This window comes from Rhodopirellula maiorica SM1 (genome assembly GCF_000346295.1).
Classification (GTDB): domain Bacteria; phylum Planctomycetota; class Planctomycetia; order Pirellulales; family Pirellulaceae; genus Novipirellula; species Novipirellula maiorica.
Genome location: NZ_ANOG01000748.1, coordinates 1 through 17167, shown reverse-complemented (window position 1 = coordinate 17167; position 17167 = coordinate 1). Strand labels below are relative to the sequence as shown.

The following is a 17167-nucleotide window of genomic DNA, read 5'->3' as shown; positions in this document are numbered from 1 at the left end:
ATTCCGGATCCGGCAAGCAATCCCGATTCCAACGTGGTGATGTTGATCACTGACGTGATGCCTTGATCCTTGCTGATGTGCTTGTCGAAAATGTCGCTCTTACACCCGAGCGTGTCGACATTGATGCCAAAGTCGATCGATACGTCGGTGATGCATCCCAGGTCGATGCCACCGATGGTCGCACTTTTGAGCGTGTGACGGATATTGTCTTGGACGATCGCCGGCAACGTCGCTTCGGTGGCCACCGTCAACGGATCGGCCGCGCCATCTTCGCTATGCGATACCGCTTCGAGATCGAGCACCGCGTCTTGTCGATGGCTGCATTGCAATCGCCTGGGCACCAAGACACCACGATTCATCGAATACGATGTCCCCGTCGTCGAGATCACCCCGTCGACAAGATCGGCCCAATAGGCGACGAATTTCGAAAGATCGCTGAATGCCGCCGAACCAGTGGTGCCGGTGACGGCTAAAACCGACGCGATCGCCCGCGATTGGAAAAGCACACGCGGTTTAACGCCAACGACCGCCGCGAATTGTGGGAACGGTGATCCAATGCCGACGTCCGATTGCACCTCGGGATTAGTCGCCGTGTCGAGCGTGCTGATCCCCGCGAGAACAGTGTCGCCAAGTTTGCACGTGTAGGCGGATTGCAGACCCATGGACGGAATCTCCCAAGATTCGATGATCGGTGGCGTTATGGCGAAAGTGCCAATTGAATTCCAACGCGTGCCGTGTCCCGCGTTCGGCCGACCCCGTAACTTGCTAGGATTGATCCCACTGGCGATCGAGATGCGTGTCGTACACGCGGGCGAGCTCTTGGATCTCGGAGGCGAGCAATCGACGGAATTCGTCGTGCATGCGGATGCGGCTGCGAGGATGACGGAACGAGAATTTTGATCCGCCGCGGTATGCGACTCGGCCGCGTTTGCTGGTCGATGTGATCGACGCTTGCTTCATCTTGCGAAACGTGTCGCCGGTCCACATCAACGGATTGGCAACACCGCGGCCGCCGCCGAATTTGCTATTCAGCTTCCGACCGTAATACGATTTGTGAAACGCTTTAGAATTACGATCAAGTTGTTCACCTTTTCGAGCATGGTAGCCAGCCGCTTGGGCATGCTCGGGCGTGAACCGCCTTTCACGTAGATGTTCGTGGAAATAGATGGCCGTCGCGGCCCAAGCCTTTTTGGACGCTTCGTTGTACGCCTTTTTCAATCCATGCTCGATCGGTCCACGATCGCGGATCCCGATGGCCAAATAGCCACGTGTGGCGGCGATGCTACGAGCGGTCATCACTGATGGCCCCACGTCAACGTCAGATCGAACACGACCGCATCACCGAGGGCGATGACTTCTTTTTTCGATGTGCGAATGTAGGCGTCCACGTCGATCGACACTAACGGCAAATAGCCGGGCCTGTTCGACAATTCCCATAGCCCAGGCGAGTTGGTATCATAGCTGCGAATCAACCGACCGATCAAATCCATCACCCAGCGGCCGACGGCGGTTGGATTGTCGGCATGCTCGGCGGGCACATTCAATTCGATTTGAATGACCATTCGACCGCTGGCGATCGGTGTGCACGCATCGGCGGTCGCAACCGCCAGGCGAAAGCCGCCATTCACTTCGTGCCACAGAATCGCCAGCGGTCTCAGGTTTTCGATCTGAGTGCGGGTGTAGTCGGGCCCCGGCGATGCCGGCGGTAACGCGTCGTAATAAATGTGCGATGCATCCGCGATCTCTTGCCATACCGCGGTGGCCGCCAACATGTCGCGGGCACGATCGAGGGCGTTTAAGAGTGGCACGATGCAATCCGTAAGTGACGCGAAACCAATGATCCGATGGATGCGATGATCACCAATCGTTCCATCACGTCCCGCGTTGGGAATCTATCGTCGGTAATGATCGCGAGCGACTTCGTTTTTCAGCGTTCGCACCAACGTGACCTCGGTTCCCGGCGTCTCCGTGGCAAGCATTTCCTCGATCATCCACGGTATCGAATCAATCGTCACGACCGAGTCGTCTCGCACCGATTCCAATTGCGTGAATCGGCATCGACGGGTTGCGACCGTGACCGTACCGGTCGCAGTCGATCGGGTGACGATGCGAGTGTTGTGCACGACCGCGGAGGTCGACTCGGCCGAGCTGCCGGGCTCGGTGATCTGGACCGACGTCGCGAAAAAGGATTGATGAGCCGCAGCGATATGACCGCGAAAGAGATTCGCAAAGTAGCTCATGAATTCAATCCTTGCGTAACCGCACCGGATTCGGTGCTGAGCAACAACGGCTTAAACGAAAGCGACTTTTTACAGCGTGATCGCGACGTGCAATTTCGTCGTTCCCGATCCCGCCACTTCGATCGACGTCCCGATCAATGTGTTGCCGGTCGATGTCGACGTCACCTCTTCGTTGGTAGCATCCCAATACACGTTGGCTGCTTTGGCAAATGTGTCGGTCGTTTTTTTCCCGACATCGACGGTCATCGGTGCCTTTAGCGGCAACGGATCGATCCGATCGCCGATCGCACAGCTTTGCATGCCGTCAAACAATGCTAGCGATCCGTCGGGACGAACGAGCACGTCACCGGGGTCGTAGGCGGCTTCGGCGGCGAAGGGATAGCGACCATCAATGTGTCGGATGTTCATTTGCGAATTCTTCGTGATTCAGAGGGTGAACGTGGAAAGGGGGCGATGGTTGGTCGCGGTGCTACGTCGCAATCGCGTTGATCTCGGCGAGCGCCTCGAGCAACGCTTCGTTGGTCTTTTCGCCAATACCGTCGATCGATTCAAAACTGCCCTCGTGCTCGGCGAGGAACAATTGGGCTTTGGCGATTCCGATCACGCCATTTTCGGCAAGCAACTCAATCGTTCGCTTGCTCGCTTTGGCTGCTCTCAAAACGGCGGCGAAATCATCGCTCGGCGATTGACCTTCATCGTGCGAATTGTCGTCGTCGGATTCCTCGATCGAGTCCGACTTCACCACCGCTTGGCCTTGTCGCAACATTACAAACAACGTCGCCAGCGAATGCTCGGTCGTGATCCTCGCCAACGGCCGTTGGTTCGCATCGAGAATATCGATCTCACGAACACCGTCGACGTCTCGCGAATCCAACTTCAAACCGGATCGAGTCCCGAGGCCAGCTAGCTGTCGCTCGGTCAAATCGGTTTCGACGGTCGCGAGCATTTCACCGCCAGCGACATCACGGTCCAAGCGGATGGGGGCGGCGGCGATGATGATTAATTCAGACATGGGCCACTCGTCAAACGGGAAAGATGGGTACGCAGGCGGGGCGGCGGAGCCACATAAACGTGATCTCCGCCGCCCCTTTCTCACAGGTTGACTTGTGTTTACACCTCGGCGACATCGACTCGCACGATACCGGTCCGGGTGGCGGCTGCAACACCGACGTCGACAAGAACGTCCCACGCGGTGCCGAACTCGCCCACCGGCAACCGGCCAGAACGTGTGACGGGACCACGATTGGTGCCGCGTCGCCACGCCATCACGATCGAGCGTTTGGGTTCACCATTGACGAAATAAGTGTTCGGCTTGCCAGCGATTTCTTTGTCTTCGTCCGCCGGATTCGCACATCCAAGGTCGATCACATTGTCTTCAACGCGTCGATAACTGTTTTTCATCACGTTATCGGTGCCATCGGATGACGTCGTTGACGTGATCACCTTTTTGGCTTTCATCGACAACGTCGTGCCGTGGAACAACGTGCTTTCGCTGACGACGATCCGCTTGTTGCCGATCTTCTTGTTTTTTAGCAACGTGCTGGCGGAATTGAGCCCATCTTCGGTCATCGCGCCATCGGTGATGTAGTTGGTGCCGTCGACGAACAATGGGCTACCATCGGAAAGGTTCGGATTGCCGAGCAACAACGACCACGCCAAATCACCGGGGATTTGACGCGCGGAAACTCCAATCTCGCGAGGCAACGTGTCGACCACGTCGAACGAGTCGTTGATGATCACCTGATCGCTGACGACCAACATCCCCGCGTACCGCTCGGCCGCCACTTGCGCAACCGTCGGATCGTCGATGTTCAACAGCGCCGCTTTGCCGCCGTTCATCCCTTGCTTTTTCAAGCGGCCAACGCCGTTGGCATACGCTTCCTTGTTGGGGCGGAAGTCGGGAACATCCTTTTGCCGGCAAAACTCTTGGTACGTCGACGGGGTCTCGGCAAACCCGGCAACCATCATCATGTGCACCACCGATCCGAACAATGCACTAAAATTGCCGTTGGAAAATGCTCGTTCGAGAATGTCGTCATCATTCCATGACGCTCGTTCGCCGCTCAATTCGATCAACGCTTCACAGAATCGCACGAACGATCCGCCAGCCAGCTGTTGATTGCGTGCCGCATCGAACGCCGCTTCGACTTGGTCGCGTGCTTGACCGGATCGAGCCGCACCTCGTAACCAACCAAGTTCGAATCCTCGTTTGCCGAACACACCTTCGGCCGCTGGCGAACGCAACGCGACATGGTCAGGCTCGATGCCACATCGTGCCAACAACCCGGCTTGCAGCGATTGCAGCGTGATACCGCCGCGGACGTGGCCGCCGGGGGCACCGCTGGGGACCGGCGCAACGGAGTCGGCACCCGTGCTGCGGAGTGCTTTCAAGAATTCGGTCGACGCGTCGGCAACCGAGGTTCCGTTGTCGAGACAACGTTGCACAACGTCTTGGGGCACGAGCGGATGTTCGTCGGCCAAACTGCGGATCGCGGCTTGGCGTTCACGCTCCTGGCGGATGCCATCTTCGATCGACGGGCCATTGTTCGGGTCGTTGTTTGGGGGAATGGTCGTCGGCGTTGTGGTTGTCGACCGCGACGGGATCGGAAAATCAGATTCGACAAATCCATCGATCGAGTGTTTGGCGACAAGATCGTGCAACGCCTTGAAGTGTGATTTGTCGAGATTGGACTTGGCCCAAGCAAACGCGGCCGCATTGTCCGCCAACGTGGTTTCGCTGGAAAGTCCATGAGAGCGGAGAAAGCGAAGCAATTCGTTCACTGTGTCAGATCCGTTGCGGGGTGTCGTGGTTTGACGTTCGGTCGGTTCAGTGATTGAGCTTTGCGAATCGTTTGCGAGTGTCCCGCGTTGTTTGCCACTGTCGCTCCGCATTTGGGCGCGTTTGTCCGCCGGAATCACCACTACCGACACTTCACGCAAACGCCAACGACGCACAACACGCAAATCGTAATCCTTGGGTGCTTTGAACGTTCGCCCGTCGATCACTTGCGATTCGCCCGCAGTGATCGTGATGTAATCGTTGACCGTGTAGTCGTATCCCACCGAAACGCGACGCAAGTGACCTTGCTTGACACGACGCCAAATCGCTTCGGCTTTGTCGTCCAGATCATCACCAAACGTAACCAACCCGACCAATTCGTCGCTTTTGGCGGCATGTTCGGTGACGCTTCCGAGGATCGCTTCGACGTCGTATTGTCGGTGGTCACGAAGCAGCGGCGTTTGGTCCTCGAATTCACATCCGGCGACCACCAACGTTTCGAGCACGATTTTGCCCGACCGCCAATCGTAAACGCGTACCGGATCTTCGGTCGTCAATACACAATTGACGCTGCGGTTTTCTTCGTCCAACGACTTAGGCACGATCACCGCGGCACGCGTGATCACCTCGTCGTGGTTCATGTCATCGCGATGGCCATGGGTGATGTCATGCAGGTCAATTAAATCAGATTGGGGCATCGGAGCCTCGTTGGGGTTACGATTTATCGGTTTGCGGCTGATCGCTCGACTCGCTTTTCTGTGCGGTGCCGACCGATTCCGCGACGCTTGGCAAACCGGCCGCGGCCAATCGATTAGCGTCGCGTTGACGAATCCGGATCACATCGTTGGCGCGGCGGCCATGACGCTCGGCACACGCCGCGGAATAGCTAAGCGTGCCATTGCCGAGGTAGCGATTTTCCGCTCGACTCGACTTGTCCTCGTCGACTTGCGGCATCGCCGGCCAAATTTGTTCAACACCGAAGCGACATGGCGGCGGGGGCAAGACGCCAACCAAGATGGCTTCGCTCAACACCCGCATCACAAGCACTTTTAACTTGGGGTTGTAAAGGGTCGTTCGAACGTGCTTGGCCGATTCGTGCAACAAACCACGATCAAACCGAGCCGACGAATAGTTGTGCTCGCGTGCGTCCAAACGCGTGACCATCGACGGGACACCTTTGCCGCGACCAAGATCCCCCATCCGCTCGTGACGATGATCTTTGTATTGAGCGGTCGGTTGGTGCGGCTGCAGCTGGGCCGCCTCCCACCCCGGGGCGACGTGCGTCATCCGGCGACGACGAAACGGCACCGATGCTTTCGATTCGACATAGGGTGCGTCGGGATGTTTGGTTTGCAGCACGATCGCCATGTCAGCCGCCGCGCGAGCCGCGTCCATGACTTGATCGTCGTAGTCACGCAAATCGGCCGCCGTCGGCAATCCCGATTGGGCCCACGGCACACCGCGTGCTTGTCCCACCTCGAGTTGTTCATACCCGTGCATGAATCCATCGGCCGTGTACCATTTGCCCCCGTTGAAACCGTACCAATCGTTGGCAACCCAATACTCTTTCGGGCGACGAAGCGAGTCGCGTTTGATGCCGAGTGTGATGTCGGGGTTGCCCGCTTCCGTCATCGGCGTTTGGATCCGCTGGGGCTCGACCGCGTGCAGCCGCAACTTGATCGGCGTGTCGACGTCGGACGGATAAACGAATTGATCGAACCATTCGCCGTTGGTCCAACAACCGCGGTTCCAAAAATTCTTCATCCGTGCGGCAAGCGAAAGTTGGCCGGCGGCGTCGGAGTACTCGCACCAATCTTCCCACACCTTTTCCGCGGCTTCGCACCACGTGTCGCCGATCTCGTCTTCGGCTTGCAAATCGAGCAGCGGACCGTTGTCGCCCGCGACCGCGATAGAATGCTGAAGAATCAGCCCCTCGATCGCGGTATTGTTCCACGCTTCGTGGTTCGACCGAGTCCGCATCGTGGGCAAACGGTCAGCCAAATCGTCGTTGATGGGGGTGTCACGCGCGGCGGACCAATGAGCCGAGTTCAATCGGTTGGTGTCGGCCGATTCAAATTCACCGCGAGCGGCGTAGTCCGGGCTGTACCAAACTTGGCCCGACCGTTCAGGGTCGTCGACGATCGACGAATCGAATCGCGATGCCGTCCACGATTTGCGAAAGTGCGTTCGCGATTCGGTTTCCCCGGTAACGGCCGACGCGGCCGCCAATCCGAGCATGGTGCGTAGTCGCTGCAGCACGTCCTAGCCTCGTTGATATTCGATGTCGACTTGGCGAAACACCGCCCCATGGGATTGGTCGCTTGACGATCCGGAGACTTGTGCTCGTTTAGCTAATTCTTTGACGATTGGCTCGATCGACTCCGGTTTCCATCGCAACCGTTCGTCCCGCAATTCGCTGTCGGGAAGCGAAGCGATCAACATCCATGCAGTGCGAGCACGCCGCTCGGCGACCGCGAAATTCCCCGCCTCTTGGGCCGAGATCGCATCGCCCATTGCGGCATTGATTTGGTCGATGGGATTGGTTGCACTTTCGTCACTCATGCCGATACACTGACGCTGTGCGGCATGGCGTCCCGCGTTGCAACGCGGGACGAACGGAGTGATGGCCAAGACTGGTCGAACCAAGACGATTCGATGTGGTGCCGCGTATAGAGGGACCCCACACTTGAGCGAAACGGCTTTGATGGTCGCGATTGTCGACCTGGCGTTGGAAGCGGAATTGCGGCATCGCACCGAACAAGGCGAATTCATTCGGCCGTTGGCTGTCGCCCCGCTGGTCTCTTATTCATGGCTGTTATCCTATTGCCGCGAGCGCAAGATCCGCTCGCGCAATTGCCATCACACCGCCGAGTCACGCGAGCGAGCGTTAATCGCGGTCCAAGATGATGGGTTGCCGATTCGCTTAGCGGCAAAATCGGCCGGCATGAGTAAATCGGCGGTGCACCGCATCGTGATGAAGCGTCGAAAATCGATGGTCGATTCAGTGGACGAAGTCGGTTTCGAAACGGTGCCACCGTACCGATGCCCCGAACACGGCAAAACAACCCTCCGCCCATGCCCGGCATGCGCCGCGATGCGTTAGGTTTCGTCGTACCAATCCTGTCGACGATCTTCGTCGTACCATTCGTGTCCATCCCCCGAAGAGGCCCGCAACATCGTGTTCTCGATACGCCACGCCAAACGGCTGTCCGCTCGAATCGCCATTGCCAAACAATCGAGCAAGTGGTTGGCGCCTTTTCTGACGAACATTTGCTTTTCGACACCGAGCGAATTGACCACCGTCGTCAACGGCTCGTTGGTCAAGTGCCTGGCCAAGCGGTCGTGAATCTTGGCGACGCCGCTATAGAGTGTGATCGATCCCGGTTCGGTCTCGGGCAATGTCAACATTTGCATGACTTCATACTTGGTGCTGTCGCTGTCCCAGTAGAGTTTTAAATGTGATTGCCCACGCTCCCTTTCCATGAACCACAATCGATCGTCGCCAATTTGCCGCACCTTAGTCGATTTGCCGTTGGGCAACGTGAACGTTCCTTTTTGAATCGCCGTTGCTCCACGTCCATACGCCGCCACATCGGCGCCGTTGTAGTTGCCACCGGAATGGCTGTAGACAAATTCCAACACGGGCGTCGGCCGATAGCCCGCGTCGTACCAACGTTCCCCTGGAACAATGACACGGCCGTCGGGAAAGATCACGCCGGACGAAAGGTGTTTGTGCAAATCGTTTAGCGCGACTTTGACTGCCTCGTCCAACTTCATCGCGTGCGAGGGGACGTCGAAACAATCGTAATCGCAAATGTGTCTCGATCCGTTCGCACGAGTCGCCAATTGCAAATACCACCCGGTCCGCATTCCCATGTCGGTTCCGACGGTGACTCGCACAGTGTCTTCGGGTACCGTTCCACGCGGCAACGACAATCGCCGGTTGCTGATCGTAACTTTGTCGAGTTCGATGTCGGTGTCCAATTTGGGCGGATCCCAAGGGATGCACCATACGAATTGACACAACTCACGCTCGGCCGATTGTTGCTCGGGCGAATTCTCGGTCAATTGGGTCGCTCGCCATTCATCGACAGCGATGTCGCCAGCACCCAAGAACATGTTGTGCCAAGCGGTACATCGGAACCACAACCGCCGCGACGTTGGTGGTTTACCGTGGATACGTCCCGTCTTGTCGATCGTCTGGCCATAGTGAAGCAGCACCGCATTCTTTAACGCCTCGGCACGCTGGCGTTCGGTGATCTTTTCACCGCATTCGGGACAGGCAAAATAGGCGTTGGCTTTCGCTTCCGCTTCACTCTTAGCGTCTGGCCACCCGTGCAGATCTTCGCGTTCGCACGAGATGTGTTCCGCACAATGCGGGCACGGCGATACGATCCGCGACCGCGTCGAAAGCGGCATCAATGTCCATGGCAATTGATCGCTCTTACCGACAGTTCCTTCGACGTAGGATCGCCGTTCATCTTCGGGATAGGATCGTTGCCGCGCTCGCAGCTGGCGGAGTGCGTCGGCTTCGTCGGATGCCTCCTTTAGTTCCGAGAACGCTTTCGCTTCAGTGACACCGAACGTCCGGGCAGTGAAGCCGGCTTTGGCCGCGTCTTGCCCACCGGCACTCATGAATTTGCAGATGCAGCCATGGGCCATCGTGACCGAATCGCGTACGCGACCGCCGCTGGATCCCGATCCATGTTTTGGACGCATTCCCCGCAACCGCGGCGACGCTTGCAACACCGGATCGATGTCGGCTTCCCATTTGTTCGCCGCCATGTCGCCGTAGGGTACGCCGAGAACGTAGTTTTCTTGGATCTCGCAAAGATGATACAACAGCGGCGCGACGAATCCGGAGAGCGTCTTGCCGAATTGACTCGGGGCGGTAAAGACGAATTCGTTGAATAGGCCGCTGTCGATTGCTTCGAACCACAATCGCAAAACGGGCTGACGCGCGAACGTGAACCGTTGGCCTTTGCTTCGGCCGTCGGGCAACACAAAGTCGCTCAATACGAAATCGACGATCGATCGCGGTGGATCACACTTGGAATTGCGAAACGCCCGGGCCAATTCCTCGCGAATCGCCGATGACGTTTCGGTCACCATTTCAATCGTCCCGTCTCGATTTCATCGGCGATCGCGTTGCAGGTATCGTTCCACAAATCGCGAGCCTCGGGGCTGATCCGTGCGAACGCTCGACCGTATTCACGCATCGCGGCCGAGATCGCAACTAATGCTTGCCGCAAATCTTGGCGGGGGATCGCGTCGCCACGGTCTTTCGCCAACGAGATTTGCAAACGTTCGACTTCCGTCCCTAGTTTGGCGATCTGTTGACGCAGCTTTTCCGCTTCGAGTTCGTCACGATCACCGCTGTCGAGAGATCCGCGGATTCGGTTGGCGTTGGCGGCGATCAGATCGTGAAGCGCTGTGATCGCGATTCGTAGATCAATCGTCGATTCGCCGATCGGCAAACCGTACAACCGTGCCGCATCGTCGACCAACTTGTGTTGGCGTCCGGACAATCGGCAATAGTCCCCCTTGGGAACGGCACTGCACCAATTCGCGATCGCCTCGTCGGCTTGGGTTTTGTCGTACCACGCGACGTCGCGTTGTTGTTGACGATTGAGCGATTCGCCGTTGATTTGGGCCAGCTTGGCCCGCAACGCTTTGGCCTCGCGAGACTCAACAGGCTTTCGCTTTGTGGTCGCCTTGCGTTTGGCCACGCGTGTGTCCTGTCGGTGGTGTTAATCTTGGTGTCGGTTTCCAAATCGGCCGGGATGGCGAGGCGGGACGGCCGGGTCGATGCGATGTTCGAGCGTTGCCAGCTTCCACCGTAATTGGTCGAGCTCGGTGCAAAGTGTCGAGAGGCTTTCTTCGTTGTATTGATTGGCCGATTCGACGTTGTCGATCCGCCGGCTGTCGTTGGTCATCACCGAGCTGATCGCCGAACAAACGGAAACTGCAGCCGCGATTGCCGCGACTGCAGTCTGTAATGCCATCCATCCGGTTTGACGGTTGATGCTCAATTATCCCTCGAGGTCGTAACCTTCGGCTCGGGCAAGTTCCATCAACACTTCACGCACTTGTTTGTCGCGATAAACCGTTTCGACTTTCTCGTCGACGGCGCGTTTGGTGGACTTCGGAACAATCGATCCCTTGCGAACCTTTTGGGCGATGGCGAATGCGACGACGCCAAGGATCAATAGGAATCCGCCAAGAAACATGAGTCCGACGAGGCCGGCGATCAATTCAATCATGTGTGTTTAATCTCCACGAAACAATAGGAAGATGCCGGCGATCAATCCGACAACGAATAGGACGCCAAGGGCGAGAAAAAGGATCACGCCGACGGCGACGAATCCGGTGTTGTAAATTGCGTTCGGTGGCACGTTGACTTCGGGACGCACAACGACGGTGTCCGGAATTACGTTCGGCAACCTCGCCCCGTCCGGTCGCCAGCCAAGCCGCGGGGCGTGTGCCGCTCGGTCGGTCATCGCGATGCCGATCAATTGCCGAGCCAAGGTATTCGCCTCGGGAATGTTCGCACCGCTCGCCTTGTAGATCACACCACCATCGTGGCGAACCAAGGCGACGACGGGTAACGCATGCGGCGGCAAACTTTGGGCATACCGGGAACGGTAAAGTGGATCGGTCGCTTTGAATTGGAACCGCTTACACTTTTGAGCGATCGCCGCCAAATGGGGCTGCGTTTGGAACGCTCGCAGCAACGCGACATCGGCCGCGGTCGGTGGATCGTTAATCACCGTGACGACGTGATACTTTTGGGAATCGTCCGGCGGTGTTTGTGCGTGCGCGGTGGACGGTTGCCCAAGCCACATTGCCGCCAATACGACAAAGCATAACGATCGCCGAAATTGAATGATTGATCGGTTTTGTTGATCGATGCAAAATGCGAACACACACCCCGCCACCGCCGTGACCCAATAGATCGCGAAGTAGAACGCGCTCGCAACCGCGAACGCCTGCAACACCGCGGTGCCGACCATGATCGCCCAATGACGCATCTTGGCTTTCTTAGCGTCGTTCATTGGCTGCCTCGCGGATTCGGGCGGTGACCACCGGGGAAATGTAATTGCCAAATTGACGCCGAGCATATTGCATCGTGATCGATTCCCGTGACGCCGGCGACATGCTCGCCCAACATCGTTCGCAGACGCATGTCAACGGTGTGCCGTCGTCGGCCCACACTTCGTGCCAATCGCGTCCGACGGTAGGTTGTCCGCATCGCATGCAAACAAATGCCCCTTGTCGCTCGTTCGGATCGCGTCGGAACGTCCCGCCAACACGGGTGCCCTCGCTCGTGTCCGGACGAGGCATGGCGAGGCTAGGCCGTGTCACCTGCGAATAGCTGGGGCGACTCACCAAGGGGCCCACCCATAACAACCTTTCGCCCTGATTCAGCGGAATGTTGCTCCAGCTGTGCGATGGTGATTGCACGCTCGGGTAAACCCGCGTCGGCGTAGGCACGCGAGGAGCTGGCACTACCACCCGAGGCCGCGATTCTTGGCAATCAATGCAATCGCCTTTGACTTCCTCGGCCGCTCGCGTGTTGACCAACCTCACGGCGTCGTCATCGCTCCTCACCTCGATGCCGAGCGAGTCCGCTGGCTCTTCACCGTATTGCGGATAGGGACAATTACCGTCAGGACAATTCGGGCAACGATCAGGATAGTTGTCTGGGTAACCAGGCGCCGGATATTGCGGGCTAGCCTGCGGAACGTCAAACGGGTCGACATATGGCGGTGCTGGCTGCGGACCTTGCATGGCGGTGCAGCCAGTCAGCACGCAACACAGCAAAATTAGAATCAGACTTCGCATCATTAACTCCGGGTCGTGGCCGAAAAAAGAGAAGGGGGGACGGGTGGATCTTTCAGTGCCAAGCCAAACCCGCCGTATCCCGCCCATTTGCGTAGAAACGAATCAATCGGCACCTTGATGTAACGCGTCGGTCTGTTGTTGTCGCACAGCCATGCGTACATTGTGGAATCGTCCGGCCGCGTCGGATCCCGATGGAATCCAACGAAGTTGACGCAGTGCGATTGGTAGTACCAGATCAACGCGCTTCGTCGCGTCTTGGTTACCCACTTCAAGAATTCGGGGTCGGCATTCCGCGTGTAGTAATAACGCAAACCGACGGCATCATGAGATCGCCGAATCGACGTATCCGTCTCGCCACCAGCATGATTCTTTCGCCACCACGCAGCGAGCTCCGGCTTTGCCGACCACGTCAAGTTATAAACCGTCGACGCATTGACGCAGCTGCCCGAGCCACGGGCATCGGTCCAGTTGTAAGGACGAAGCGACGTCGGAAGATTCGCCGCAGGCGTTTCGACCACCCGCTTGATCGGAAGCGTCGTCACACGTTGCGGCAACTCATTGCAACCACAGCAAACAACCAACGCGATAAGGGCCAACATTTTTCGCATGTGCACAGATTCCTTGTCGAGGTCTGTCCACTGTCCCCGCGTCGCAACACGCGTCCCGCGTTACCCGCGTGCGTGCTTACTTACTTACCCCCAAAAATTCACCGTGCACAAAAAATCGCAGCGATAAACGGGCTACGCCCCGCGGGCCGCCCCCGCCGGGAAGGACCCGTTGCAACCGCTGTGACCCAGAGGAGTCATTGACTCGAATACGCTCAAAAGCTTGTCGATACCGCTTAAATCTGGTACGTTTTGGCACGTTCTGAAACTTCCAAAACCTCGTAAAACATGGGCTTTTCACGCTCAACGGTAATCCAAAGATTAGTTTGCAAATCCTTTATTCGTGGGTTCGAATCCCACCGTCGCCTCTTTTGCATTCTTCTTTACAGTTGCCGGCCCCACTTTTTGCCGGCCAGCTCCCTGCGGCCGCTATTGAGCCGAGACAAGCCGTGGCGGGGGCACTCTGAACTGTTCAGCTGCCGCGTTTGCGGAATGGGTTGGGGGAGATCCCCCGCCGTGCTGGCTCTGTTGGTAAACATCGTTTACTTGCCTCTGCGCCGGAAACATGGCCGCTACGATTTCCAAAAAATGCCCAGGGCAAGCGATCCCCATTTCAGCCCTCGACTTTTTGTGCGGACTGAACGATGCGTGTCAGAATTCGGCAATACCGAACCTCGGATACCGATGCGGTACTCGAGGCTGTGTTGGAGTCCAAGCGTGAGTTGACGCCGTGGATGTCATGGTGCCATGCAGACTACGGTCGCGCTGACGCCGAGACTTGGGTGAACAGCCGCTCCGAAGCATGGCAGCAGAACCAGCAATGGAGCTTTGTGATTGTCGATCCGCACGATAAGTTGCTTGGCACCTGTGGCTTCCACCAATTGGACCTACTCAATGGCAACGCGGAACTCGGCTACTGGGTTCGCACTCGTTATGCAGGACAGGGTGTCGCAACCCAAACGATTCGTCTGGCGTGCGATTGGGCGTTTCGCGAACAAGGGCTTCATCGCATCGAGATTTTGACAGCGATCGAAAATCGGGCGAGCCAACGTGTCGCGGAAAAAGCGGGCGCAGTACGCGAGGCCATTTTGCGGCAACGACTCCGGCTCGGTACACAATGGCACGACGCCGTCCTCTCTACCGTCTTGAACGATGATCACCCGTCGCAACGCGACGGTCAACGATGTACGTGGACGTGAGTTGGGGTGGCGTCACGAGCGTTTGACGCTCAACAGGTAATCCACAATCTCGGCGAAGAAAATAAACGGTGCCATCAGGACCAACACTAAGATCCCGATTCCCAGGTGATCCCAGGTACGCCACATCCAATACATTAGCATGCCGCAATAGGTCGTCGATTTAAATAGGAAACGCAATGAGAACTGAGCCCGACGCAGTGCGGGCGGTTCATCGTTCGTGCGATCAGTCATGCGAGATGCAATCCAATAGGTGTCAGTCCGATCATCATCATAAAGCCATGATAGGCTAGTCTGCTAACGCTGCGAAATCGTCAATAGCAAAAACGACGAATCGCCCGACGTCGACGCACCGATCAATAGAGGCGTATCTAGCTCAACGAGCTGGATGATGACGGGGAATCCACCTTTTCGCGATTCGCAGTTTGGAGGGGAAACACGATCCAGGGCCGCCGCGAGAATGCGACGCTGCGATACGGTGTGAACCAAGCATGCAATGCTTAGCTTACGGCTGTTCCGGTTTGTCGACGGATGGCGAAGACCTGACCGGCCTACACCGAAAATTGGCAAAATGATTGAAGACCAAAGCATCTCCAGCTTGGAAATCATTTTGCCCAGTCATTATTCTGCCATCCCCATGGACGTGTAACCGTCCCCGAGGTAACGCTGCGCGACCTCGTCGCTGTGTTGTCCGACCGCGTTGCGGTCAGTAAAGCTCCTACCGCTTCCGCCGGGCTTGCCCCGGTCGGAGCGACAACTGACAGCTACGTCGCAACGCGACGACAGACGCTAGCCCCGGATGCCAATCCGGGGTGAAGCGTGATCCTAAACCCCAAAAAGTCGCGAAGCGACGGCAGGAGATCAACGTTACGGTCTAACCTCAATATTATTTGTGTCGTTCCATTTTTTTGCGAAATGCGCAATCGGGTACTTCGGGCGTTGGGTGATTTGATGCGGAGTTCATCTTCGCATTAACGGTCGCGCCGGAGACACCTGTCGTCGCGTTGCGACTTGCCGAGTCGTTTTGCCTCCGATACCACGGACTTGCGTCCGTGGCTGCATCATGCCATTGCTTCGCAATTTGCAACGCCCCCTAGTCGCAACGCCCCCTAGTCGCAACGCGACGACAGACGGTAGCACCGGATGCCAATCCATGGCTCCTCCGTAACCACTGGCGGGCGACTTCTGTTTCTGGGAATCGGCTCTAAATCAACCCAATGAGCGCTGATTGCCGAATCTCGGCGGACTGGGCACAACCGAATAGAGGAAGGGAGACACAGGATGTTGCAAGACGATGCGTGGCTCAGTCCGACCTATCATCTTTTTGCGCAATATCTTTTTGCCGGACCTTCCTTAGAGTGATCGACAAGCGAATTTCGCTGCGACTCGCAAAACCGCGTCCGACTTGATCCCCGGATTCCGGCCCCGTGTTGCGGCCAACATCGGTGGATGGCTCCCACGATGCTATTTCTCAATGTTCAGATAGTGTAGCAACGATTGGAGCGCCCCTTGTCACAATAATGGTGTGTTCGAATTGTGCGGAAAGGTTCGCGGGATGACCGACGAGAGTCCAGCCATCGACCGCTTCGCTCACATGAGTGCTGATCGTCGAAAGAAATGGCTCAATCGCGACGACTTGACCGAGTTGTAGTCGGCGGGTATCGAACCGATCATAGGAGCTGACGATACCCTCAGGCTCTTCATGTAGACTGCGCCCGATTCCATGGCCGGCAAGATTCTTGATCACCTTGAACCCATGGGTTGTTGCCGTACGCTGGATGACTTTCCCGATTCGGTTTATTGGAGCTCCGGCTCGGGTTACGGCTAGCGCGGATTTCAAAGCCAACTGAGTGGCATGACACAATCTCGCTTTCATTCTTGCAACAGGCGGGACAACGACCGTACCACCCGTATCCGCAAAGTAGCCGCCAAGCTCGGCGGATACATCAACGTTCACAATATCCCCCGCCTTGATCATTCGCTGACCTGGAATACCATGCGCGGCCTCTTCATTGACGCTGATGCAGGTTGCGCCGGGGAAGTCATAAGTGACTCGGGGCGCCGATTTCGCTCCGAAGCGATCCAGCATTGCATCTCCGATCCGATCCAGTTCAGCGGTCGTCATTCCCGGTTCGACTGCGCTCAGCATGGCGTCGCGCACGGAAGCGACAACGCGTCCGGCCTTCAGAACCCCGTCGACGTCACGCTGGCTTTCTACGGTCATATTTTTACCTTCGCTCTATTCATCGTCGGCTGACGAAACGGGGATTCTTGTTTGACGGCGAGTATAGCGAGTCCAATCCGAGGACGCTCAACCGGCGTGCCATCGATTAGGAAAGTTTCCCACGTTCGCAGTTCTTAGATGTTGATTTTTGGGGGTCGCACATCCATTTCTTCGACCTCCGGCGGCGACGCAAACCACTTTTTTTGAAACGACAGCGACGTACACTCGGATCGGTGCTAGGGAAACCGGAAAGGGCAGACAAAACGGATGCCTATATC

At 57.1% G+C, this 17167-nt stretch carries 20 protein-coding genes; 2 read left to right on the top strand and 18 right to left on the bottom strand.

The genetic code is table 11. The annotated features are described in order from the left end of the window. From RMSM_RS24445 to RMSM_RS24405, 9 genes are all read right to left on the bottom strand, one after another. On the bottom strand, window positions 1-662 hold a 662-nt coding region (locus RMSM_RS24445), incomplete at its 3' end, for a hypothetical protein (protein ID WP_008702832.1). A gap of 103 nt (window positions 663-765) precedes the next feature. Then, entirely contained in the window at window positions 766-1296 is a 531-nt protein-coding gene (locus tag RMSM_RS24440; protein ID WP_008702830.1) for a hypothetical protein, read from the bottom strand. After that, window positions 1296-1808, bottom strand: a complete 513-nt coding sequence (locus RMSM_RS24435) for a hypothetical protein (RefSeq protein ID WP_144057924.1) — start codon at window positions 1806-1808, stop codon at window positions 1296-1298. Before RMSM_RS24435 ends, RMSM_RS24440 begins: the two co-directional genes overlap by 1 nt. A gap of 84 nt (window positions 1809-1892) precedes the next feature. Continuing rightward, complete coding sequence (locus RMSM_RS24430; protein WP_008702826.1) at window positions 1893-2240, bottom strand: hypothetical protein; 348 nt, start codon at window positions 2238-2240, stop codon at window positions 1893-1895. Window positions 2241-2309: 69 nt separating this feature from the next. Further along, entirely contained in the window at window positions 2310-2648 is a 339-nt protein-coding gene (locus tag RMSM_RS24425) for a DUF2190 family protein (RefSeq protein WP_008702824.1), read from the bottom strand. A 61-nt stretch (window positions 2649-2709) separates the two neighbouring features. Then, entirely contained in the window at window positions 2710-3252 is a 543-nt protein-coding gene (locus tag RMSM_RS24420) for a hypothetical protein (protein ID WP_008702821.1), read from the bottom strand. A gap of 98 nt (window positions 3253-3350) precedes the next feature. Beyond that, window positions 3351-5717, bottom strand: coding sequence for a phage major capsid protein (locus RMSM_RS24415; protein ID WP_008702819.1), 2367 nt, complete (start codon window positions 5715-5717; stop codon window positions 3351-3353). Window positions 5718-5733: 16 nt separating this feature from the next. Then, window positions 5734-7278, bottom strand: coding sequence for a phage portal protein (locus tag RMSM_RS24410; protein ID WP_008702817.1), 1545 nt, complete (start codon window positions 7276-7278; stop codon window positions 5734-5736). A 3-nt stretch (window positions 7279-7281) separates the two neighbouring features. After that, window positions 7282-7665, bottom strand: a complete 384-nt coding sequence (locus RMSM_RS24405) for a hypothetical protein (protein WP_040769263.1) — start codon at window positions 7663-7665, stop codon at window positions 7282-7284. 40 nt (window positions 7666-7705) lie between these two features. Between RMSM_RS24405 and RMSM_RS24400 the strand changes: the two genes are divergently transcribed. Next, window positions 7706-8122 (top strand): hypothetical protein, encoded by a 417-nt coding sequence (locus RMSM_RS24400; RefSeq protein ID WP_008702814.1) that lies wholly within the window; start codon window positions 7706-7708, stop codon window positions 8120-8122. Here RMSM_RS24400 and RMSM_RS24395 read toward each other — a convergent pair. The 7 genes from RMSM_RS24395 to RMSM_RS24365 are packed head-to-tail and all read right to left on the bottom strand — an operon-like array spanning window position 8119 to window position 13472. Next, complete coding sequence (locus RMSM_RS24395) at window positions 8119-10131, bottom strand: terminase gpA endonuclease subunit (protein WP_008702812.1); 2013 nt, start codon at window positions 10129-10131, stop codon at window positions 8119-8121. The two genes, RMSM_RS24400 and RMSM_RS24395, sit on opposite strands and share 4 nt — an antisense overlap. Further along, window positions 10125-10748 carry a hypothetical protein gene (locus RMSM_RS24390; RefSeq protein WP_008702809.1) on the bottom strand — a complete coding sequence of 208 codons (624 nt, stop codon included), beginning with the start codon at window positions 10746-10748 and terminating at the stop codon, window positions 10125-10127. Before RMSM_RS24390 ends, RMSM_RS24395 begins: the two co-directional genes overlap by 7 nt. A gap of 21 nt (window positions 10749-10769) precedes the next feature. Further along, window positions 10770-11051, bottom strand: coding sequence for a hypothetical protein (locus tag RMSM_RS24385; RefSeq protein ID WP_008702807.1), 282 nt, complete (start codon window positions 11049-11051; stop codon window positions 10770-10772). Further along, window positions 11052-11282 (bottom strand): hypothetical protein, encoded by a 231-nt coding sequence (locus RMSM_RS24380; RefSeq protein WP_008702806.1) that lies wholly within the window; start codon window positions 11280-11282, stop codon window positions 11052-11054. A 6-nt stretch (window positions 11283-11288) separates the two neighbouring features. Continuing rightward, on the bottom strand, window positions 11289-12074 hold the full coding sequence (locus RMSM_RS24375; protein WP_008702804.1) for a hypothetical protein: 786 nt from the start codon (window positions 12072-12074) through the stop codon (window positions 11289-11291). Continuing rightward, on the bottom strand, window positions 12061-12864 hold the full coding sequence (locus tag RMSM_RS24370) for a hypothetical protein (RefSeq protein ID WP_160168364.1): 804 nt from the start codon (window positions 12862-12864) through the stop codon (window positions 12061-12063). The genes RMSM_RS24375 and RMSM_RS24370 overlap by 14 nt, the downstream gene beginning before the upstream one ends. Before the next feature lie 2 nt (window positions 12865-12866). After that, the gene (locus RMSM_RS24365) at window positions 12867-13472 is read right to left on the bottom strand and encodes a hypothetical protein (protein ID WP_008702801.1); all 606 of its coding nucleotides are present in this window, start codon (window positions 13470-13472) and stop codon (window positions 12867-12869) included. 641 nt (window positions 13473-14113) lie between these two features. Here RMSM_RS24365 and RMSM_RS24360 point away from each other — a divergent pair. Next, window positions 14114-14668 (top strand): GNAT family N-acetyltransferase, encoded by a 555-nt coding sequence (locus RMSM_RS24360; protein WP_008702798.1) that lies wholly within the window; start codon window positions 14114-14116, stop codon window positions 14666-14668. A gap of 12 nt (window positions 14669-14680) precedes the next feature. Here RMSM_RS24360 and RMSM_RS24355 read toward each other — a convergent pair whose 3' ends face one another. Both RMSM_RS24355 and map read right to left on the bottom strand, forming a co-directional pair. After that, a complete protein-coding gene (locus tag RMSM_RS24355; RefSeq protein ID WP_008702796.1) occupies window positions 14681-14899 on the bottom strand; it encodes a hypothetical protein in 219 nt (72 codons plus the stop codon). Between the two features lie 1237 nt (window positions 14900-16136). Next, a complete protein-coding gene (gene map, locus RMSM_RS24340; protein ID WP_008702793.1) occupies window positions 16137-16889 on the bottom strand; it encodes a type I methionyl aminopeptidase in 753 nt (250 codons plus the stop codon). Window positions 16890-17167 lie beyond the last annotated feature (278 nt).